Origin of the sequence: Vibrio japonicus, assembly GCF_024582835.1 — a bacterium.
GTDB classification, from domain to species: domain Bacteria; phylum Pseudomonadota; class Gammaproteobacteria; order Enterobacterales; family Vibrionaceae; genus Vibrio; species Vibrio japonicus.
Genome location: NZ_CP102097.1, coordinates 1,332,037 through 1,352,682 on the forward strand (window position 1 = coordinate 1,332,037; position 20,646 = coordinate 1,352,682).

A 20,646-nucleotide genomic window follows, 5' to 3' on the forward strand; every position below is an offset into this window, starting at 1 on the left:
GCAGAGTTCTTACCGGTGCACATCTCGGTATCATCGTTGTCGCAAACGGGGCTTGCACCCGGTGTAGGTGAGTATCCTTTAAAGCAGTCTCAGAAATTGTCTTTACCGGGTGGTCAAAAATACAGTGTGGAAGGCGTGCCTTGGATGGAGATTGAAGAAGATGCTTCTCGAATGAATGATTCGGCTTTTCTCTATTGGCAAAAAGAGTTAGCGAACAACTCAGTGAAAAGAAAAGCGTGGATCGAGGATTGGATTGTGAAAGAACCGACGAATGTTAGTGCTCCGCAGCAAAAATCAATTTTGAAAAACCGCCTTCGGGCGGTTTTTCGTTTCTTTCGAATTTTAACTGAAATCAGCATTAACCCGCAGCTGAAATATCGTACTTCTTCATCTTGTGGTTGAGTGTACTCATTGGCAGCGCGAGTTGTTCGGCAGCTTTCTTGGTGTGCCAATTACAGGCGTTTAAGCAATCTAGGATAACCGTACGCTCATATTGGCTCACAACCTCTTTTAATCCCATAGAGGGATCGTCTAGATCTGTATTGGCAACCTCACTCTCGGGCTGTTGTTCTTTGGGGAGCGCGACCATATTGTCGGTGTAAGTGACTTCTTCAGGGATTTGCTCGCCAAACTCAATATGAGTGATGGTTTCAAAATCCGAAAGAAGAACAGAGCGCTCGATAATGTTTTTAAGCTCCCGCACATTACCAGGGTACGGATATTCAAGAAGCTGCTTTCTTACATTGGCACTCAGGCCGGGAGATTGTGGTAAACCCAACGTATGGGTAGTGTAGGTAACGAAATGCTCAGCGAGGGGGATGATGTCTGCTTGTCTTGCTCTTAATGGTGGTAAGGTAATAGGAAACACGTTCAAACGATAGAACAAATCAGCTCTAAAGCCACCATCTTTAATTTGCTGCATTAAGTTACAGTGTGTCGCTGCGATAACACGAACATCCACTTCTATCTCGTTGCTTGCTCCAACCGGGCGAACTCTACGTTCTTGAAGCACGCGCAGTAGCTTAGCTTGGAGAAGCATGGGCATATCACCAATTTCGTCTAAGAATAGCGTGCCGCCGTTTGCGGCTTCAAACAGACCAATCTTGTCTTTATCTGCGCCAGTGAACGACCCCTTTTTGTGTCCGAAAAGTTCGGATTCTAACAATTGCTCTGGGATAGCAGCACAGTTTTGCACGATCATTGGCTGTGTAGAGCGGTTAGAGTTCTCGTGAATATACTTAGCAATCACTTCCTTACCCGAGCCTGTCTCACCGCGTAACAGTACATCGACAGGCAGTGAAAGAACCTTATCAAGACGATCCAGTACATTGAGCATTTCTTCACTCTCTGCAATAGGGCCTTGGTAGGTTTTTTGAGTTCGTTTTTTAAGCTGTGTGTTTTCACGAACTAAGGCTTGATTATCGGCGCTTAGGCTTTTAATCACTTGCCCGTACTGCTCCAACCAAACCGCTTGGCGAATGTGACTCGCGGCCATGCGACAGAACTCGGTTAGGGCAGTTTCATTATCAATGACACTTAAATCCAACAGTACTAGCAGACCGATGGTTTTGCTCTCATTATCGACAAGTGGCCACGCGAGTAGGTTCTCACTTTTTAAGCCTGACGTTTGTTCGCTTTGATAGACGCTTTCGCAGTCATAACCGTTGTACTTATACAGCTCGTTAATCAAGACTACTTCACCATTGCGAACCGCAAAATTAAATGGATCAGTTTCGCTGGCAGAGTCCAGTTGAAGTGCAGCCCAAGGATGGGAAACAATCACTTTATCGTTATGGTGAGCGGTACTAGGAATTAACGCTTGCCCGGTTTGGTCGAGTACGTAAATGATCCCGTGTTTTGCCAGCGTCATATGCCGCGCAGCGGTCAAGACTGCGTCCAAAGTCTGGGTTAGCTGGCTGCGATCAGCCAAAGACTGGCTGATCGCGAGTAACGCACTGCTTATTTCGCTGTGGTTAGCTGAATGCATAAGTTAGAGTCCCTTGATCATCCACAGACACTTCGATTTGCGTGTGTGAATCATCCTTATCATGCACCAATAACTGAGTTGAAAGTTGAGGCAGCAATTGACGGTTGATGACTGCATCAATGTTCCGTGCACCAGTCTCCGCGAGGCGACAGTTACCCAGTACGAAATCGACGAGACTGTTTTCGTAGCGCAGAGACAGCTTGTGGTGGCTTTGTAAGCGTTCAGATACCTTGTTCAGTTTATGGTGAATAATTTCTGTCATTGCTTCATCAGAAAGAGGCAAAAATGGTAGGACCGACATACGTGCCAACAGGGCTGGTTTAAAATGCTGATTCAGCGTTGGGCGAATAGCTTCTGCGATGATATTGGCATCAATGTCTTTAGATTGGTGAACCAGAGACTCAATTTCGTGAGTTGCCAAGTTGCTGGTCATGATGATCAGTGTGTTTTTAAAGTCGATCGTGCGACCTTCGCCGTCATTTAATGTCCCTTTGTCAAATACTTGATAGAACAAGTTCAGAACTTCCGGATCGGCTTTTTCAACTTCATCAAGCAACACAACAGAGTAAGGACGTTGGCGTACTGCTTCAGTTAGCATGCCACCTTCCCCAAAACCCACATAGCCTGGAGGTGAACCAATAAGGCGAGACACGGTATGCTTCTCTTGAAACTCTGACATATTGATGGTGGTCATGAAGCGTTCGCCGCCAAACATTTGGTCTGCTATCGCACGAGCGGTTTCCGTTTTACCTACGCCACTTGGGCCTACAAGTAAAAACACACCTGTTGGCGCATCAGGGTTACCCAAGCCAGCTTTGGCGGTTTGAATACCTTCTGAAAGAGCTTCGATAGCAAACTCTTGCCCTTTGATATTCTTAATTAGGTTCTCTTTTAGATTAAGTGTGGTTTCAGCTTCATCTTGAAGCATTTTACCCATCGGTATACCAGTCCAGTCTGAGATAACATGGCTCACTTCATCTGGGCCAACTTCGAAGTGAACAAGAGGGTTTCCATGACGAATTGCATCGAGTTGTTCCTGACAAGCTGAAATTGCGATACGAACGGCTTCTTCATCCATTTCAGTGTAAGGAGAGGCTTCTTGCTGTGGTTCTAATTCCTCGTCATCAACCATTTCCTGTTGTTGTGATTTGCCAGAAACCAATTCGTGAAGGCGAGAGCGTAGGGCAATCATTTCTTCGATTTGCTCTTTCTCTTTATGCCATTGCGCTTCTTGTTCAACTAGTTCTTCTCTTGTTGTTTCCATCGCCACTTTGAGAGCAGGAATGTTAGCAAGGCTGTGTTTATCGCCAGTTTGTTGTAGGGCATCACGTTCGAGCGCTTCTAATTCGCGTTGCTGAGCCGCTAGCGCTTGTTGAAGCGTTTCCACAGAGGCTGGAATTGCGTTAAGGCTGATGTTCACTCGTGCACACGCGGTATCCAGCACATCGATAGCTTTGTCCGGTAGTTGACGACCAGAGATATAACGAGCAGACAATGCAGCAGCTGCAATAATCGCGTCATCACGCACATAAACATTGTGCGATTTCTCGTAGGCAGGGCGTAAGCCACGAATGATTAATGCGGCCTGTTCTGGCGATGGTTCATCTAGTTTCACAAGTTGGAATCGGCGAGCTAAGGCTGGGTCTTTCTCAAAATACTTTTTATATTCTGACCAAGTCGTTGCGGCAATAGTTTTTACTTCTCCGCGCGCCAGAGCTGGTTTAAGTAAGTTTGCTGCATCACTTCCGCCGGCTTGGTTACCGCCTCCAACGAGAGTGTGTGCTTCATCGATGAAAAGAATGATAGGAGTAGGTGAATTTTTTACTTCATCCAATACGGCGTTAAGGCGCTTCTCAAACTCGCCTTTCACGCTGGCACCGGCTTGAAGCAATCCCATATCTAGGCCGTAAAGCTCGACGCCCTTTAGATTATCTGGTACATCGCCTTGAATGATTTTGAGGGCTAAGCCTTCTACGACTGCAGTTTTACCGACGCCAGGTTCACCGACAGCGATAGGGTTGTTCTTGCGACGACGCGCAAGAATATCAATGATTTGGCGGATTTCTTGGTCGCGACAAAACACTGGGTCTATCTCGCCGTTACGTGCTTTACCAGTAAAGTCAGTGGTGAATTTGCTCAATGCAGAGCCATCTTCACGAGCTTGTGTTTGTTCTGAGGTTGCTACTTGCGCTTCTAATGAATGAGCTGTTAATTCAGCAAAGCGTCGCTTTAGGCTGTCAGAGTTTACGCTCTCTAGAATCGAAGCGTAACCGTGTTGACCGTAACGTAACGGATTGCTCACAAGGGTAAGTAAAAGGGCACCGGAACGGATTTGCGTTTCAGACAAATCTAAAGAGGAGACTAGCCAGCTCTCTTGTAGCCATTCGATTAATAAAGCAGAAAATACAGGTTTGCTGCCATTACCTTTAGCATTGGTGTCGAGCGACGAACGAATAGATTGTCTTAACAAAGGCTCGGAACAATCAAAATGACTTAATAAGATGTCAAAATCACTATTTGGCCTTTCCAATAGACTCAGCAAATAATGCTCGATTTGAACTTCGTTCGCTTTTTCCGAGACTGCGAGCGCAGCTGCATCTTCTAATGCCACTTTGGCTAACGGGTGTAGACGTTGAATTAATGAAGAAAGGTTTATATTTATCATAGCCATATTATTCGTTTTAGGAGAAGAAACTTCACACATTATACTAAAATTGGCAGTTCTCTTTCACACCGGTGATATTATGACTGGCATTTGTTGGGCGAATTAATATACGTATTAGCGCTTTCGTTTATAATATTTTATCTCTGGCTGTTATTTTGAATTACTTACTAGTCAATTCACCTTAATTACCAGGTTTAATAACTTATTTTTCTATTTTGTTATTGGTTATTTTGACTTTATATAATCCAAGCAATTTATTATTATTCAAATCCAATTTTTTGGTTTATTTTCCAATAAGTTGTAATTAATAAATTAGAAGATTGAGTGTGAGTCATTCTAAGTTATTGTATTTTAATGAAATTAAAAGTTGGCATGAAGTTTGATTGATGGGTGGTAATCGCGGTGATAAGCGATTTGGTGATAAAACAAATTTGATTTAAAAAGGAAATAGCGATGCCAACTCCAGCATATATGTCTATCAACGGTGAAACTCAAGGCCACATTACTAAAGATACTTACTCTGCAGATTCTGTAGGTAACACTTGGCAAGAAGCTCACGTTGATGAGTTCCTAGTGCAAGAGCTTGATCACGTACTAACAGTTCCACGTGATCCACAAAGTGGTCAGCCAACAGGTCAACGTGTACACCGTCCAGTTGTTGTAACTAAAGTTCAAGACCGTTCTTCTCCACTACTATTTAACGCTCTTGTATCTGGTGAAAAACTGCCTGAGTGTGTGATTCGCTTCTACCGTACTTCTGTTCAAGGTAAACAAGAACATTACTACTCAATCAAGCTAATCGATGCATTGCTTGTAGATATTCAAACTCGCATGAACCACTGTCAAGACGCAGCAACAGCTGACCGCGTGACAGAAGAAGTACTTAAGTTTACTTACCGTGCAATCGAAGTTACTCACGAAAACTGTGGTACAGCAGGTAACGACGACTGGCGTGCTCCACGCGAAGCATAATTGCTTTTTGCGTAAAGACTCAGGGCCAACATTTGTTGGCCCTATTTCCATTATTTGTATCAGGTAAAAGATATGGTGAATGACGTAGAATTTAAATTTGAATTGCCTGGGTGCGGGCATGAATTTCGGGTCGAGAGCTTTCAAGTCACAGAAGAGATCTCTAAGCCTTTTCAGATCAGTCTCTCATTACTTTCACTTGATCCAGATATCTCGTTTGATTCCTTGATTCGTAAACCGGGAGCTTTGACTCTTTTTGGTCAAGGTGTCGGGGCTGCACGAGTATTCAATGGTGTTGTGAACGAAGTTCGTTACTTAGGCTCTGGTCGCCGTTTTTCTCGGTATCAATTGGTGTTAGTACCTCAAGCTTGGTTCTTATCTCAGCGCCAAGATTGCCGAATTTTCCAACAAAAATCCGCATCAGATATTATTGGTGAAGTGCTCGATGATGGCTCTGTCACTGATTACCGCTTTGAATTGTCGGGCACGTATCCTCCTAAAGAGTACGTACTTCAGTATCGCGAATCTGACCTTCATTTTGTGCAACGAATGATGGCTGAGCATGGCATGTGGTACTACTTTGAGCACTCAGACTCTACCCACACAATGGTTATTGTTGACAGTAATGATGCCATTGCTCCCCTAGCAAGCACACCTCTAAACTCTTCTTATTTAGGGCCTATTGTCTATCATTCAGATGGTGGTGGCATTGCAGATCGTGAACACATCACCAATCTAGAATTAGTGAATCGAGTTAGAACAGGACACGTTACTTATACCGATTACAACTATGAACAGCCCAAGCTCCCTCAGGAGATGACAAGCGCTGGTGAATTAGACCAAGACTTAAAACAATTCGAGTACCCAGGACGCTATGTTGATCCAGCAATGGGACAGGTGAGGACAACAGAATGGATGTCAGAACACACAGTTGATAACCAACAAGTGGAAGCGGGAAGTGATGTCATGCGATTGGCATCCGGCTACAGTTTTGACATAGGTGAACATCCGCGTTCGGCGATCAATCGTGATTACATCATGCTTTCGGTTGTACATACGGGGCAAGATCCTCAAGTCCATGAAGATGAAGCTGTCGGCATGCCAACCACCTATTTCAACCAGTTTACTTGTATTCCTCGTAGCGTCGAGTTTAGAGCACCGAAACTGGCTGATCCTGTTGTCGATGGACCACAAACGGCTGTGGTGGTTGGTCCGGCGGGAGAAGAGATCTATACCGACAAGCTTGGTCGAATCAAAGTACAATTTCACTGGGATCGCTACGGAGATAACAACGAGCACTCTAGCTGTTGGGTACGCGTAAGTCAGTCTATGGCAGCACCTAACTGGGGAGCGGTCTATCTGCCGCGTATCGGCCACGAAGTCGTCGTGACTTTCCTTGAGGGTGACCCAGATCGACCATTAGTGACGGGGGCTGTTTACAACGGTTTGCATTTCCCTCCATATTCATTGCCCCAAAACAAAACACGTACTACGTTCCGCACTCAAACGCATAAAGGGACTGGTTACAATGAGCTCAGTTTTGAAGACGAAGCAAACCAAGAAGAAGTGTATATCCATGCGCAAAAGGATATGTCGACTAAGGTGCTTCACAATCGTTACCGAGACATAGGTCAAGATGAGTTCCTAAAAGTGGCTCGCCATCAGACTAACGAGGTACATGGAGATCATAAAGAAACGATCCATGGCCACAAAACGACGCAAGTAAATAGCACCTTTACAGAAACAGTAGAACAAGACGTTAAAGTCACTTACAACGCCAATGAAAATCAATATGTTAAGAACAACTCTGACTTAGAAATTGGTGATAATCGCACAACCAAAATTGGTAAAAACGATGACCTTGATGTTGGAGAGAACAGCAATTTAACTATCGGTGCTTCAAAGAGTTCAGATATTGGCGCAGACGATAACCAAACCGTCGGCGGGAATCTTACTGTGTCAGTCAAAGGGAATACTTCTTACAAAGCTGATGGGGCGACTCAAATCATTAGCGGGGAGAAAATCGTGTTGAAAACTGGGGGATCGTCCTTAGTCATGAGCAGTGATGGTTCAATCAAGCTTTCGGGTTCTTCAATTACTATTGAAGGCAGCGATAAAGTTGTGGTGAAAGGTGGCAACGTAGCGATTAACTAATGATGGAAAAACAAACGCTTACAACAACCATCACAGAGCAGCAAGCCGAAACGAAGGCTTGCTTTTCACGTTTTGGAACTATTGTGTCAATTAATGAATCAACCGCCACTGTCCGAGTGGATTTTGAAGGAAACCCATTTCAGCAGCCATTGACCGCGCGGTTGGGGCGCGGTTTTAGACGTTCTGAACTACAGATGGCAATCGATAACAAATTAAGTTGTCGCATTGAGTTTCTGAATGAGGATTTGGGTCTACCGATTGTTACCGATATTTTTTTCTCGATGCTTGATGATTCTGACGAGTTCATTCTACGTGCCAAGAAGATGGTGATTGAAACGGAGCAAGAGCTTATCGTCAAAAGCGGCGAGACAGAAACGCGCTATAGCGGTCGAGACGGGCGTATTACCACTAAAGCGAAATACGTTACTTCGCAAGCGGAGAAAGCGCAAAAAATTCAAGGTGGGACGATCGCAATCAACTGATTGTGTTTAGGATTGGATACATAGATGCAACAAAGACTGGGTGTCGAACACCTTAATCAACCTATTACCAGTCAACTCGTTGAGACTGCGATTATGAATACCGAGCGCACCATTAATGAGTTGTCTGAACTGTCTCCAACGTGGCTGAGCTTTTGCAACGAAAAGTTGCAATTAGCGTCTGAGAGTTTAGGTTTCCTTCTTAAGCAACGTGTTCGTTTTTACGAGAAAGGTTACCCAAGCCGTGATCTTGACTACCTGAAGCTGATCGATCACCAAATAGAAGAACTTAAGCAGGTCTATCTCTCTTTTTATCGCTTTGCTCCTGGAGTTGTGCACCGACTGAAATATGAAGAGCGAGAAATCTACGCTTGGTTGATGCTACAGCCGGAGCTAGGTCATGATTTAGATAACTTAATGTGTGGCTTGAACATCCTAAACGACCTAGAACCAGCAGTGGCGAAGGTGTTTGCAGTGCAATCTCAAATTGAGAATTTTGATAGCGTACTTGCGGAGCTGATTGAAGGTCAATCAAAGAATAGTTCATTCTATTTAGATTGCTTGCGTTTGCGTCAGACCTTGAGTATTGGCCTCATCAAAAGATGGGTAAATGCAGGAAGTATTCCGCCTCAAGCCGCATTTCCGATTCTGGCGGTTCAAGACGTGGCAGAGGGCGTTGAGTGGATAAATGAGAACGCTCGAGAAGATCAATACCTATTTGAATGTTTGATTACCAAGAGTGATAGAGGTACTTGGTTTCGTCAACAATTCGGGATTGAAACGGGGAGCGTTTTGTCTACTCAAGCAGTTACCTATGCAAAGTTACTAGAGCTAAAAGAATGTATGGCATTTGATATCGACGCGCCAATGGCACCGGTGCACTTTGTGTTAAGTGGAGATTGGCAGCGTACTTCTGAAATAGTTGAGTATATTGAACAAATAGACGAGTGTGATGGGGAGGTTTGGGTTCAGGCGTTGTACGTGGTCTACGGCTCACTCCTGCCTTTAGGACCTAATCACGTTGGTGTCGAATATGAATGGCATGAGGTGGTGGATCTTCTTCGGGACTGGATTGATGAGGAGAAACACATACAAAACGTCGCGAGTCGACTCGGGTCTGCACTAAGCTTTGAATCTACCTTAGAAGCGATGCAAGATACAAATATCGATGTGCAATTTCGTATTTGGTTGTGGAGACAGCTTTGTATTCAATCTCGTGTTTATGTTCCATGGGATATGGCTATGTCAGTGGAGCAACAAGAACGTATTTTTAACGGCTTAAAACTTAACCCATCTTTAAGTGTTCGATTTAATTTGAGGGGCAGCAATGCAGTTGTGGGATATTGAAGAGAATCGGGAGTTATCACTTAAAGGACGCTTTCAACGCGATGAAAATGGTGACGAAGTTTGGGTTGTCGTGGCAAAACGCTCTTGGCAACTGAAAGGCTCAGACTGGTATGAGTTGGAAGAGAGTGAGATTTTCGATGACCCACAGTACTTAGGTGAGTCCGGTCACTCGGCAATGAAAGTCGATCATGAATTCTCGTATACAAAAGCAAACACAGATGTATTAATTTTTGGCAAAGCCCGAAGCCTTGGAAAAAAACCAGTGGTTTATCAAGAGTGCCGTGTGCTGATTGACGGCCATATCGATAAAACGCTAGCTATACACGGTGAACGTGTTTGGGTGGAGCATGGTAGTAGCGTTACTTTAAGCAATCCTCGCCCTTTCATTGAAAAGGATATCGATTATTCATGCTCTATTGGCGGCGATATTCGTAATCGGATTGGAGGAGGGATTGCCAGTTCCAATCGAGAATTACTTAAGCAAAAAGTGCCGTCTATTTTTTATCCAAGAGAAGATTGGAATGCTACTGGATCGAGAGTGCGCGTTGCAGGTTTTGGCCCAGTGCCCCCTTTCTTTGAATCTCGGCAAAAACTGGCTGGAACATTTGATGAAGAATGGCTAGAGAATCGGAAGCCGATGTTACCTTTAGACTTTGACAAACAGTTTTATCAGAGTGCGCCAAAAGACCAACAGTGTCAGGGCTACCTAGAAGGTGGGGAGCGATTGGTCATGAGTGGATTTTGCCATGATGATGCGATTTCTTTTCGTATACCGAAAGACAAGTATCAAGCAATAGCAACTTTTAAGGACGGCAGCTACCAAGCTGATATGGCGATCTACACGGTGTTTGTTGACTCAGAAAATAAAAAAATATCTATAAGCTATACCGCCTCTATCCCATGCCAAGGAAAAGAGCATCTATTGTTGTCCACGACGGTCATTAACCAGCAAGAGGTTTCGTGACATGGATAATTCTACGGGTCGCTACGTCCTTGGAATGGAAGTGGTAACTCCAACAGGTATGAATTTAGATATCGCTAGCTCTGTCGCGAAAGCGGATTTATCACGATTTGAACAGCGTACGGGTGATGATGGCATAGAACGTTTTACCTATGCAAAAATCGAATATACCCAGCATGATGTGCTATTCGAAAAGATCTGCGAGTTGTCGGGGTATTTAATTGAATCACTGCTAAAACAATTGCCGCGTGCGCTGAAATTAATTCCACTACTTATTGCGGTTCCTCACAAAGTCCCATTATCAAAGATGCAGCATTGGCTAGAACAAAGCGATTATTCTTCCTATTTGTCCACAATCGAAGTCGTACACGCAAGTGGGCCTAGCTTTATTCTCCATGCGATGAAATCTTTGGATAAATATGATGCATTGATATGTGTTTCATTAGACTCGCTTGTAGACTCTATAGATGATTTGATTGATAACGCTATGGTAATGAGTTCAAGTAACCCATGGGGAATTATTCCAAGTGAAGGTGGGGCTGGACTGTTACTTTGTCGAAGAAGTACGATAAGTACCTTAAACCTCGTACCGAAAGCGGAGCTAGGCTATATCGATATTGCTCTCGAAAGTATAGACCGACGCGGAATGTTTCGTTTGGTTCAGCGCGCTAGTAAGCAACTTGAGGCGTTTGGTGAGGTTTATTCGGATATGTCGAACTTACGCGCACATACCGAAGATTACGGATTTGCGCTAGGCGCGAAAGCAGAGCGATTTACTCATCCACAGCAACCTAATCTTATCAACGATTTGTGGGGGACAATGGGTTGCTGCTCTTCACTCGCTCTGATTGCATTTGCCATTCACAATCATCATTTCAAGCAAGAGGCAACATTATTAATGTTTGATACCAATGGTGATAAAGGGTTGTTGCAGTTGCTCGCCCCGTAATTGGTATTTTCTTATGAGTAGTCGCGAATAAATCGGGGCTATTGTTTACTCTGTTAGAAAGTTATTACATCAACACAGATAGCGCAGTCAAAGCGTATGTTAAAGAGCCTATTTCCTTAGGAGGAATCACTAAAGTGATAGGCTTATTGTTCGTTTTAAATATCAGCCTTGAAACACGGTTGCCTATATAAATATTATCTGCACCTAAGAGTATTTGTTCAATAAAAGAGTACAAAGTGTCTGATAATCAAGAGGCAGCCAAAAGATATATTGATCAATTGGTTGTTAAAGCTATTGAGAAAAAGAAACAGAACGAGTTGAAGTTGGCACAAAAAAATAAGCCAAAGCTTGAATATGTGCTCTTTTCCCAATTTGATGTACTAGACACGCTTCGCTCCAAAAATGGTAGGACGACGGTTTACCATCTCGCCAAAAAAGGCAATCCTGAGAAGCAAGTCTGCTGCAAAGTCGTTAATGAAGACGCACCAGACATTGCCAACAAAATGCTGGTTGATGAAGCCAGCAGGCTGGAACTCTCACAACATCCTAGCGTTGCGGAATTTATCAAGGTTGGCAACGAATTCGAACGACCTTATTTGATGTACCAGTGGATTCAAGGTGAAACGCTCGCGGAAAAAATGCAGCGTCATTATTCCAAGGGTTTCCGCCATGATCATATTGCATGGTTGGTTTACCAATTGGCTGGTGCACTTGAATTTATGCACACAAGAGGTATTTGTCACCTTGATATTAAACCTTCCAATGTTCTGGTGAGTGAAGGCGATTACGTAAAACTGATCGACTTTGGTGCTGCTTGTTATAAAGGTGAATCTGAAAAACATGCGGAAGCAAGTTTGAGCTATGCTTCTCCCGTTTATTTACAAACAGGCACTACTGAGCCACAAGATGACGTCTATTCATTAGCGCTGTTAACTGGCCACCTTTTCCTCGGCGCTGTCGTTGGAGATACATGGAATAAGCAGTTGTTAGGCCGTAAACGCCCAACACAAATTCCAAGTCATATTTGGACGTTATTAAAAGAGGTTACCGATAACCCTAGAGGTCATGGTTATACAACCATTTCTTTTGCTCAACAGCTTGCCCAGATTGATACACAATCTCTTGACTCGAACGCAAGTGCGCCAATTTTTAGCAATTTACGTAACGCGGATCTTGTGCTCACCCAGGGTAAGTCACAAGACAAAGCGAGCTCTGGGCGCTTTAAGGTGCTTGAAGCGACGTTGGTGGTGAGTATTGCTGCCATCGCGGGACATTATTTCTACACGCAGTATCTGTCATCACAAAAGTTGAATGCTCAACAGGATACTGTATCTACCGAGTCAGTGAGTGGGATTAAACCTGCTCAAACAGCGTCATTTTTAACTCAACCTCCTTGGGAAATAGAACTGGCTCTCAATGGAAAAGGAAACAACTTCTTCCAAACGGCTCCCTATCGTGAAGCATATGAGATTCAACAAACAAACTTATCTAAGTTTTATGAAAAGAATCAAGCAGAGTTAGAGTCCTATCAAACACTTGCGGATGAACTGCCGACTCAGTTGTTCGATGTAAGAAAAGAGCTCGTTGCATTTAGGGAAACATTAACAGGTGGTCGAGCTTTGTCTCCTGCTGCAGATAAAGCCTGGACGTCTGTGATGGCTGGGTTAAACACTGTGTCCGTGAATTCTTTAAAACTATCGGCAGTCGCGGGTAGTAAAGATAAACAACTCACTAGCCTGATTTTAGAAGGTGAGGCGACGTTAGCAGATAACGAATTAAAAGCAGCTTGGTTGCTCAATCAGTCAGAAACGTACTTTTATAGCCAAGTGCTGCCTAAAAAGGTATTGAGAAATATTAGTGACTCCATTGAGAAGAACGCGAAAGAGCGCTTATATGATAAAGCCATTGATGAAGCCGAGGCGGCTAGAGCATTTTTTGGTCACACGCCCGACTTGACACAAAAAGTCAAAGATTTGAAAGTTGCTCGAAGCGAATTCATTTTATTTAGTTCAGTCACGGAACAGTCCGTTTTCAATGATCAAGAGTTGTACGACGCATTATCAGACCTAGAACGGAACGCACCGAAGAAGTTTAATGAAATCATTGAACTGCTAAATAGCATGGCTGCGGACTCTATCAATAAAAGTCATCAACTTTCGACCCCCGCACCTGGCGCAATTGCGGTAGAGCGTGCCGTCAAAGATTATTTAGCGGCAGATCGAGGTTAATCATGTCTGTCATTGATATAGATCAACTACTAAATCCCATTGCTGATTCTTCGCCAGCGGGCCAAGATGCTCGTTATGAGCCATGCTATGAAATGATGGAAGCGGAAGTCAAAAAGTTTGGTTCTTTGTTCGGTGAAACGGTTGATTGGAGTTCTGTTAAGATTTATTCAACGGAAGTGCTAGGACAGCACAGTAAAGACCTAAAAGCGATTTGCTATTTAGTCCGTGCATTAACTGAAGAAGCTGGTTTGGAGGGCTTTGAAGACGGTTTAAAACTGCTTAATGAAGCGTTAACTCGTTATGGTTCTGAACTCTATCCGACAAGAAAACGTGGTAGAGAAGGGGCCGTTGACTGGCTAAATCATCAGTTCAAACTGGTCAGTAGCAAGCTAGCAGAAGAGCAACTCTCATGGGAACTTGTGTCTCGATGCGTCGCTACGATAGAGGAAGTCCAGCGACACTATGATGAAGTGTTCCCAGACTCTGAAGCCGATTTTTTTGAAATTCGTACTCAGCTTAACGGTCTATCGCAACATGCGGTAGTGTTGGAGCAACCAGCGCCGGAAGAGCAGGTTGTTGAAACGAATAATCAATCGAATACCTCTGAACCTGCTCAAGAAGACATACAGCAACCGACAGCAGAAACATCAGAAAAGGGTGTACAGAAAAAAACGGCGACGGAAAAAGCCATTCCACCGAGTTCAGCGAAGCAAACGCAGCGACCGCGAAAAAAAGCGGTAACCAAAGAAGTGGATGTTGATACTGATTTTTCTTCACCAACAGCGTCAAAGCGCACGTTGAAAAAAGTTGCAGAGGTGATGATTTACTCAGACCCAAGTGAACCTCTCGTGTATCGAATCTACCGTCATTTAACCTGGAATGATATTGAAGCTTTGCCTGATCACCAAAATAATGAAACGGCACTAAGCTTGGCGGTTTCATCGGATCAACAAGCCGAATATCGTGAGAAAGCCAACCAAGACAGCGATGTAGACACGATCAAGCGCTTAGAACGCACGCTGACTGATGCACCTTTCTGGCTTACAGGGCATTATTTTGTTTATTCAATGCTAACGAATCTTGGGTTTGACGAAGCCGCTCTGGCCGTTAAACAAGAGGTGAAGCGTTTCGTAGATTCACTCGAAGGCATTGAGCACCTTTCATTTAAGAATTCTATACCATTTGCAGATGAAGCAACGCTGAGCTGGTTGTCGACTAATGTCGCAGAATCATCGAGCTCTCAACCTGTTATTCAGACGGTTGTTATCGCTGAAGAAGATTCATCTCTGATGGAAGATATAACCCTCGATAAACTTGGGGAATGTGCAGCTGAACTTGCTCGAAAACTCGAACTCGATAGCTCAGGACGAGGGCAGTTCTTGCTGTATTTACAATTGATAACAGCTTACCAGTCAGTTGGATTATACCCTTTGTGTCTACCCTATCTTGAAAAGAATTGGGAGGTACAAAAGCAGTTTGATCTGGCTAGCTGGGAACCACACTTATCGCTTCAATTAGAAGATCTAATTCGAAAAACACTTCGTCAGTTATTCCGAACTAAGGAACTTCTACCCGCGAAGTACGAAGAGTGGGAAGCAATCTATAACTAATTACAAAATTAGATAAGGAATTCATTATGTCACGTGATGGCTCGGTGGCCCCGAAAGAGCGAATTAATATCCGTTATGTTCCATCAAGCGGCGATACGCAAGACGATGTAGAACTACCGCTAAGTATGATGGTAGTTGGTGATTTTACTGCTCGCGCAGATGAAACGCCAATTGAGGAGCGTACACCGATCAATATCGACAAAGAAAACTTTAACGAAGTACTGGAAGGTTTTTCGCCTAACGTTCAAGTGAATGTTGCAAACCGTCTTACTGACGATGAAGACACGCAAATGAGTGTTGATCTGACGTTTAAGAACATGAAGGATTTCTCGCCAGAATCGATTGCCAAAAGCGTTCCTGAACTAAATAGCTTACTTGAACTGCGTGAAGCATTGGTAGCGCTGAAAGGGCCTCTGGGTAATGTTCCTGCGTTCCGTAAGAAGATTGCTGCTGTGCTTCAAGATGAAGAAGCGAGAAAGAAACTTTTGGATGAACTAAGCATTGGCGACGTCCAAAACGCGAAAGAATAGTAAGGGATAGCATGTCTGTAGAAGCACAAGTGCCAGAACAAGAAGCAACCTTAGTAGAATCAGGTTCACTTCTGGATAGCATTCTTAATGAAACACGTTTAAAGCCAAGTGATGAAGGTTTTGATGTCGCAAAACGTGGTGTTGAAGCGTTTATTAGTGAGCTACTAAGCAGTTCAAAAACAGAGAAAGTTGATCAATCTCTTGTTGATCTAATGATTTCTGAAATCGACCAGAAGCTGTCTAAACAAGTTGATGCCATTCTTCACCACGAAGAAGTCCAATCGATAGAATCGACGTGGCGCGGTCTTAAATACTTAGTCGACCACACTGAGTTCAGAGAAAACATTCAAATTGAACTGATTTCGGCGAAGAAAGATGAAGTTCTTGATGATTTTGAAGATGCTCCTGAAGTGGTAAAGTCTGGCCTTTATAAACAGATTTACACTCGCGAATATGGCCAGTTTGGTGGTAAGCCTGTGGGTGCGGTAATCTGTGATTACCAATTGTCTGCATCGTCACCAGACATCAAACTGATGGAATACATGGGCAATGTGGGGGCAATGTCTCACGCGCCGTTCATTACGTCTGCGTCTGCTAAGTTCTTTGGTTTAGATAGTTATGAAGAGTTACCTAACCTAAAAGATCTTAAATCAGTATTTGAGGGGCCACAGTACGCGAAATGGCGTGGTTTCCGTGAGCACGAAGATGCGCGTTACGTTGGTTTATGTACGTCTCGTTTTATGCTGCGCACACCATACTCTGTTGAAGATAATCCGATCAAAGCGTTTGATTACGATGAAAAAGTGACAGATAGCCACGACAATTATTTGTGGGGTAACTCTGCTTATGCGCTTGCGTCAAAAATCAGTGAGTCATTTGCGAAGTACCGTTGGTGTCCGAACATTATTGGCCCACAAAGTGGTGGCGCGGTAGGCGATCTACCTGTCTACAACTTTGAAGCAATGGGACAAATCGAGACGAAGATACCGACAGAAATCCTGGTATCAGACCGTCGAGAATTTGAACTAGCGGAAGAGGGTTTTATCGCATTAACAATGCGTAAAGGTTCCGACAATGCTGCGTTTTTCTCAGCTAACTCAGTTCAAAAACCAAAAGTATTCGCGAATACTCCTGAAGGTAAGCAAGCGGAAATGAACTACAAACTAGGTACTCAGCTACCTTACATGTTCATCATTAACCGTCTTGCGCATTACATCAAAGTATTGCAACGTGAGCAAATCGGCTCGTGGAAAGAGCGTTCTGACCTAGAAATTGAGTTGAATAAATGGATTCGCCAATACGTTTCTGACCAAGAAAACCCACCAGCAGAAGTGCGTGGTCGTCGACCACTACGTGCTGCTAAGGTAGAAGTATCGAACGTCGAAGGTGATCCAGGTTGGTATAAAGTATCTTTGTCTGTCCGTCCTCACTTTAAGTACATGGGGGCCAGCTTCGATCTGTCACTAGTTGGTAAACTTGACCAATAATCCATTGTTAGCAGTATCAAGCAGCCAGTGAAGACTGGCTGCTTTTTTCGTAGGATTTAATATGGAAAAAGGATATCGCCTTCTAGAACGTATAGAGTTAGGTGAACCCAAGAACTGCTATGAGAAAATTGTTTCGCATAAGCACCTTATAGAGTCAATTCATCTTCATCTAGCCGATCTGCTAAATACGCATTCAGGTAACGCTATGATTGATAGTGAATATGGCTTGCCAGATTTCAATGATGTTCTGTCTAACAACACAAACCTTGTTCGCCACATCCAAAAAAACATCAAATCAACCATAGAACGTTTCGAACCACGACTATTGGATGTCGAGGTCCAATACCGCGAGGACTATCACAACCCACTTCAGTTGGGATTTGGTATCGATGGAAAAGTGTCACATAACGGCGGTAGGGTCCCAATGTCGATAGATGTCTACATGGGTATTGACGGCCAATTTAACGTTTAGTAGGTATCGCGTGAATAAAAGTAAGTACTTTCAAGATGAACTTGCGTATCTGCGTGAGTCAGGTAGCGAGTTCGCAAAATATCATCCGAAGTTAACTCACTTTCTCTCCGAAGGAACTTTCGACCCTGATGTTGAGAGATTGCTTGAAGGTTTTGCGTTTTTAACTGGTCGTATTCGAGAAAAAATCGATGACGAGTTACCAGAGTTGACCCAATCTCTTATGACCTTGCTGTGGCCGCACTACATGCGTTCTATACCGTCCCTGTGTATTAGCGAATTGACGCCACATACCGGCAGCGTAACTGAGAAAACTCAGGTTAAACGTGGCGTAGAGATGGCCAGTGAGCAAGTTGAAGGGACGCAGTGCCTGTTTAGAACTTGTTACGATGTGGATCTTTACCCAATTACCATTACACATATTGAGCAGACTAATAGTCGTAACAGCTCGACTATCGATGTCACCCTTTCTACGGAGCACGGTCTTGAACTATCACGCATTGGGCTGGATACACTAAGATTACATCTTCATGGCGAAATTCATATCACTCGAACCGTATTTTTATGGTTGTTCCGGTATTTAGATTACGTCGAATTGGATGTCGGTGGTGGCTATAAACATAGACTTGGCCCTGATTTTATTAAACCTGTCGGCTATGGAGATGATGAAGCGCTGTTGCCTTATAGCGAGAACTCATTTTCAGGGTATCGTTTGCTGCAAGAGTATTTCTCACTGCCAGATAAATTCATGTTCTTCGATATCAATGGTCTAGAATGGCTTAAAGGCATTCCTCAAAGAAATACAGTAAACATTAAATTTCACTTTAAGCGTGCGCTGCCTTCTGAAGTAGTGTTGAAGAACAAGCATTTAAAATTGCATTGTACACCGGCGGTCAATTTATTTGAGAAAGATGGTGACCCAGTTCGTTTAGAGCATAGGAGAAGCGAATACAAAGTACGTCCTCAGAGTACGACTCAAGAACATTACGAGGTCTATTCGATTAAGCAAGTTGAAAGTTGGAGTAAAGAAGAACGTCGGCGTAAGTCTTTGATTGAATTTGAATCTTTTGAACACCAAATTAACCAAAGAGACAAGCGAGAGTTCTACAAATCAAAAGTAGAGGAGCGTATCAGTGGGCGAGGGTTAGAGCGTTATATCTCGTTTCATACACACAATGGCAATATTGCAGATTTGGGTACGGAAACTGTTTTGATGAAGCTATTGTGCAGTAACGCAGATCTTGCGGAGAGGTTGTCCGTCGGGGATATTACTTACGCGACTCACAAGTCACCGACTTATGCGACTTTTAAGAACATTACTAAGCCAACACAATCAGTGAGTCCCCAAGTAAACGGTGAGTTACAGTGGCAGTTGATCGCCAATATGTCTTTGAACTACATGTCATTGTCAAACATTGATGTACTTAAAGTTTTGCTGTCGACTTATGATTTTCACTCCAGAGTAGACAGACAGGCGCACCGTGCTGCAATGCATAGGCTCGACGGTATCATCTCATCTGAGATAGAACCGATTAATCGTGTTTTCCGAGGTGTGTCAGTTCGTGGCAACCAATTTAAGTTGGTGACGAATTCAAAGTTCTTTGTTAATGAAGGTGATATGTTCCTGATGGCGAGCGTATTAAATGAATTCATTCGTCTCTATTCGAGTGTGAATTCATTTACAGAGTTACAAGTGTTTGATGAAGCGAGTGGTGAAATATACAACTGGGCAAGCTTACCTGGGCAACAAGCGATATTATGATCAACGTATTATCTGATAGCTCATATGAGTTTAGCTTCTATCAAGCAGTACTCTTACTAGAGAAACATTATCAACTAGAACCAAATTCTAACTTCGTTGCGGTAGGAGAGAACAAGTACTTCCACCAAGAGCGTATAGCGTTTAGCGTTTCACCCAGCTTAGGCTTTCCAAAAAGCGATATGGATTTTATTGTTCATATGGAGCGTAATGGGCAGCAGTATACACAGGTAGAGACGAACTTCCTTGGATTGCATGGCGCGAGTTCACCTTTGCCTGCTTCTTATACCGAGAAGTTGGCAGGACGTGACCCTGACGATAATCCAGTTAAAGATTTTTTTGATTTCTTCCATAATCGATACACTAGCTTGTTGTATCGCGTGTGGAAGAAGTATCGATATCATGTTCAATACCAAAGCGGTGCAAGCGATACGTTTTCTGGTCGAATGCTGCATTTGGCTGGGTTATCAAGTGTAATTCAAGAGTGCGAAGTAGCAGAGCTAGACAGAGCGAAAATACTTTCTTACGTAAATCAGTTATCGACACGTACTCGATCACCTAAGCTTATTTCAGGTATTGTTGCCCATTACTTTTCATTACCGAATGTTCGAGTTGAAGAATGGGTGTACCGTAGAGTAGAAATTGCTGAATGCCAAAGGAATAAACTGAATCGTGCGAATTGTGCTTTAGGAGATACATTCTTGCTTGGGAAGAGCATTGTAGATTTGAATGGCAAGTTTAACCTATGCATTGATGACGTTGATTTTGCCACATTTGAGCAGTTTAACAGCGGTGGTGAGTCGCATAAAACATTGGTTGCCTTAATGCGTTTTATTTTACGCGATCCGATGTCGTGGGATTTAAAAATGACTGTGAACTTAGACACGATACCGGACAATAAATTAGGAAGTGAGGAAGGGAATAGTTTGGGGCAAACTTTCTGGCTTGGAAAGCCAAACCCCAAAGATGCGACGATTAAAGTCATTGGCAGTATATAATAATGCCGCTCTGATGAGCGGCATTACTGTCTTTGGGTTCTTTTAAAGAGAATA

General features: G+C 43.5%; 16 protein-coding genes. 14 read left to right on the forward strand and 2 right to left on the reverse strand.

Annotated elements, in window-relative coordinates; genetic code table 11:
* Window positions 1-15: 15 nt before the first annotated feature.
* The gene (locus tag NP165_RS19455; RefSeq protein WP_257086117.1) at window positions 16-402 is read left to right on the forward strand and encodes a hypothetical protein; all 387 of its coding nucleotides are present in this window, start codon (window positions 16-18) and stop codon (window positions 400-402) included.
* On the opposite strand, the gene NP165_RS19460 is transcribed toward NP165_RS19455, so the two are convergent.
* Together NP165_RS19460 and tssH are read right to left on the reverse strand one after the other, a co-directional pair.
* On the reverse strand, window positions 359-1,987 hold the full coding sequence (locus tag NP165_RS19460; protein ID WP_257086118.1) for a sigma-54-dependent Fis family transcriptional regulator: 1,629 nt from the start codon (window positions 1,985-1,987) through the stop codon (window positions 359-361). The genes NP165_RS19455 and NP165_RS19460 overlap by 44 nt on opposite strands.
* Window positions 1,974-4,652 carry a type VI secretion system ATPase TssH gene (tssH, locus tag NP165_RS19465; RefSeq protein ID WP_257086868.1) on the reverse strand — a complete coding sequence of 893 codons (2,679 nt, stop codon included), beginning with the start codon at window positions 4,650-4,652 and terminating at the stop codon, window positions 1,974-1,976. The genes NP165_RS19460 and tssH overlap by 14 nt, the downstream gene beginning before the upstream one ends.
* Before the next feature lie 453 nt (window positions 4,653-5,105).
* Here tssH and NP165_RS19470 point away from each other — a divergent pair, with 453 nt between their 5' ends.
* From NP165_RS19470 to tssG, 13 genes are all read left to right on the forward strand, one after another.
* On the forward strand, window positions 5,106-5,624 hold the full coding sequence (locus NP165_RS19470) for an Hcp family type VI secretion system effector (protein WP_004748728.1): 519 nt from the start codon (window positions 5,106-5,108) through the stop codon (window positions 5,622-5,624).
* Window positions 5,625-5,696: 72 nt separating this feature from the next.
* Window positions 5,697-7,775, forward strand: coding sequence for a type VI secretion system Vgr family protein (locus NP165_RS19475; protein ID WP_257086119.1), 2,079 nt, complete (start codon window positions 5,697-5,699; stop codon window positions 7,773-7,775).
* A complete protein-coding gene (locus NP165_RS19480; RefSeq protein ID WP_257086120.1) occupies window positions 7,775-8,257 on the forward strand; it encodes a hypothetical protein in 483 nt (160 codons plus the stop codon). The genes NP165_RS19475 and NP165_RS19480 overlap by 1 nt, the downstream gene beginning before the upstream one ends.
* Window positions 8,258-8,281: 24 nt before the next feature.
* The gene (locus NP165_RS19485) at window positions 8,282-9,601 is read left to right on the forward strand and encodes a hypothetical protein (RefSeq protein WP_257086121.1); all 1,320 of its coding nucleotides are present in this window, start codon (window positions 8,282-8,284) and stop codon (window positions 9,599-9,601) included.
* Window positions 9,582-10,565: a DUF2169 family type VI secretion system accessory protein gene (locus NP165_RS19490; RefSeq protein ID WP_257086122.1), complete on the forward strand. Its 984-nt coding sequence runs from the start codon at window positions 9,582-9,584 to the stop codon at window positions 10,563-10,565. Before NP165_RS19485 ends, NP165_RS19490 begins: the two co-directional genes overlap by 20 nt.
* A 1-nt stretch (window position 10,566) precedes the next feature.
* Window positions 10,567-11,511, forward strand: coding sequence for a hypothetical protein (locus NP165_RS19495; RefSeq protein ID WP_257086123.1), 945 nt, complete (start codon window positions 10,567-10,569; stop codon window positions 11,509-11,511).
* Between the two features lie 236 nt (window positions 11,512-11,747).
* Window positions 11,748-13,739 carry a serine/threonine protein kinase gene (locus NP165_RS19500; RefSeq protein WP_257086124.1) on the forward strand — a complete coding sequence of 664 codons (1,992 nt, stop codon included), beginning with the start codon at window positions 11,748-11,750 and terminating at the stop codon, window positions 13,737-13,739.
* A 2-nt stretch (window positions 13,740-13,741) separates the two neighbouring features.
* On the forward strand, window positions 13,742-15,349 hold the full coding sequence (gene tssA, locus NP165_RS19505; RefSeq protein ID WP_257086125.1) for a type VI secretion system protein TssA: 1,608 nt from the start codon (window positions 13,742-13,744) through the stop codon (window positions 15,347-15,349).
* A 26-nt stretch (window positions 15,350-15,375) separates the two neighbouring features.
* A complete protein-coding gene (tssB, locus tag NP165_RS19510) occupies window positions 15,376-15,879 on the forward strand; it encodes a type VI secretion system contractile sheath small subunit (RefSeq protein ID WP_257086126.1) in 504 nt (167 codons plus the stop codon).
* 11 nt (window positions 15,880-15,890) lie between these two features.
* The gene (gene tssC / locus NP165_RS19515) at window positions 15,891-17,366 is read left to right on the forward strand and encodes a type VI secretion system contractile sheath large subunit (protein ID WP_257086127.1); all 1,476 of its coding nucleotides are present in this window, start codon (window positions 15,891-15,893) and stop codon (window positions 17,364-17,366) included.
* A gap of 61 nt (window positions 17,367-17,427) precedes the next feature.
* Window positions 17,428-17,838: a type VI secretion system baseplate subunit TssE gene (tssE, locus tag NP165_RS19520; RefSeq protein ID WP_257086128.1), complete on the forward strand. Its 411-nt coding sequence runs from the start codon at window positions 17,428-17,430 to the stop codon at window positions 17,836-17,838.
* A gap of 10 nt (window positions 17,839-17,848) precedes the next feature.
* Entirely contained in the window at window positions 17,849-19,597 is a 1,749-nt protein-coding gene (gene tssF, locus NP165_RS19525; RefSeq protein WP_257086129.1) for a type VI secretion system baseplate subunit TssF, read from the forward strand.
* Window positions 19,594-20,592 carry a type VI secretion system baseplate subunit TssG gene (tssG, locus tag NP165_RS19530; RefSeq protein ID WP_257086130.1) on the forward strand — a complete coding sequence of 333 codons (999 nt, stop codon included), beginning with the start codon at window positions 19,594-19,596 and terminating at the stop codon, window positions 20,590-20,592. The genes tssF and tssG overlap by 4 nt, the downstream gene beginning before the upstream one ends.
* Window positions 20,593-20,646 lie beyond the last annotated feature (54 nt).

Bases quoted from the DNA above. Each gene is read 5' to 3' on its own strand.
- tssE (WP_257086128.1), top strand. From the start codon at position 17,428: ATGGAAAAAGGATATCGCCTTCTAGAACGTATAGAGTTAGGTGAACCC.
- NP165_RS19485 (WP_257086121.1), top strand. From the start codon at position 8,282: ATGCAACAAAGACTGGGTGTCGAACACCTTAATCAACCTATTACCAGT.
- NP165_RS19480 (WP_257086120.1), top strand. From the start codon at position 7,775: ATGATGGAAAAACAAACGCTTACAACAACCATCACAGAGCAGCAAGCC.
- NP165_RS19475 (WP_257086119.1), top strand. From the start codon at position 5,697: ATGGTGAATGACGTAGAATTTAAATTTGAATTGCCTGGGTGCGGGCAT.
- tssA (WP_257086125.1), top strand. From the start codon at position 13,742: ATGTCTGTCATTGATATAGATCAACTACTAAATCCCATTGCTGATTCT.
- tssB (WP_257086126.1), top strand. From the start codon at position 15,376: ATGTCACGTGATGGCTCGGTGGCCCCGAAAGAGCGAATTAATATCCGT.
- tssG (WP_257086130.1), top strand. From the start codon at position 19,594: ATGATCAACGTATTATCTGATAGCTCATATGAGTTTAGCTTCTATCAA.
- NP165_RS19470 (WP_004748728.1), top strand. From the start codon at position 5,106: ATGCCAACTCCAGCATATATGTCTATCAACGGTGAAACTCAAGGCCAC.
- NP165_RS19490 (WP_257086122.1), top strand. From the start codon at position 9,582: ATGCAGTTGTGGGATATTGAAGAGAATCGGGAGTTATCACTTAAAGGA.
- NP165_RS19495 (WP_257086123.1), top strand. From the start codon at position 10,567: ATGGATAATTCTACGGGTCGCTACGTCCTTGGAATGGAAGTGGTAACT.
- tssC (WP_257086127.1), top strand. From the start codon at position 15,891: ATGTCTGTAGAAGCACAAGTGCCAGAACAAGAAGCAACCTTAGTAGAA.
- NP165_RS19460 (WP_257086118.1), bottom strand. From the start codon at position 1,987: ATGCATTCAGCTAACCACAGCGAAATAAGCAGTGCGTTACTCGCGATC.
- tssH (WP_257086868.1), bottom strand. From the start codon at position 4,652: ATGATAAATATAAACCTTTCTTCATTAATTCAACGTCTACACCCGTTA.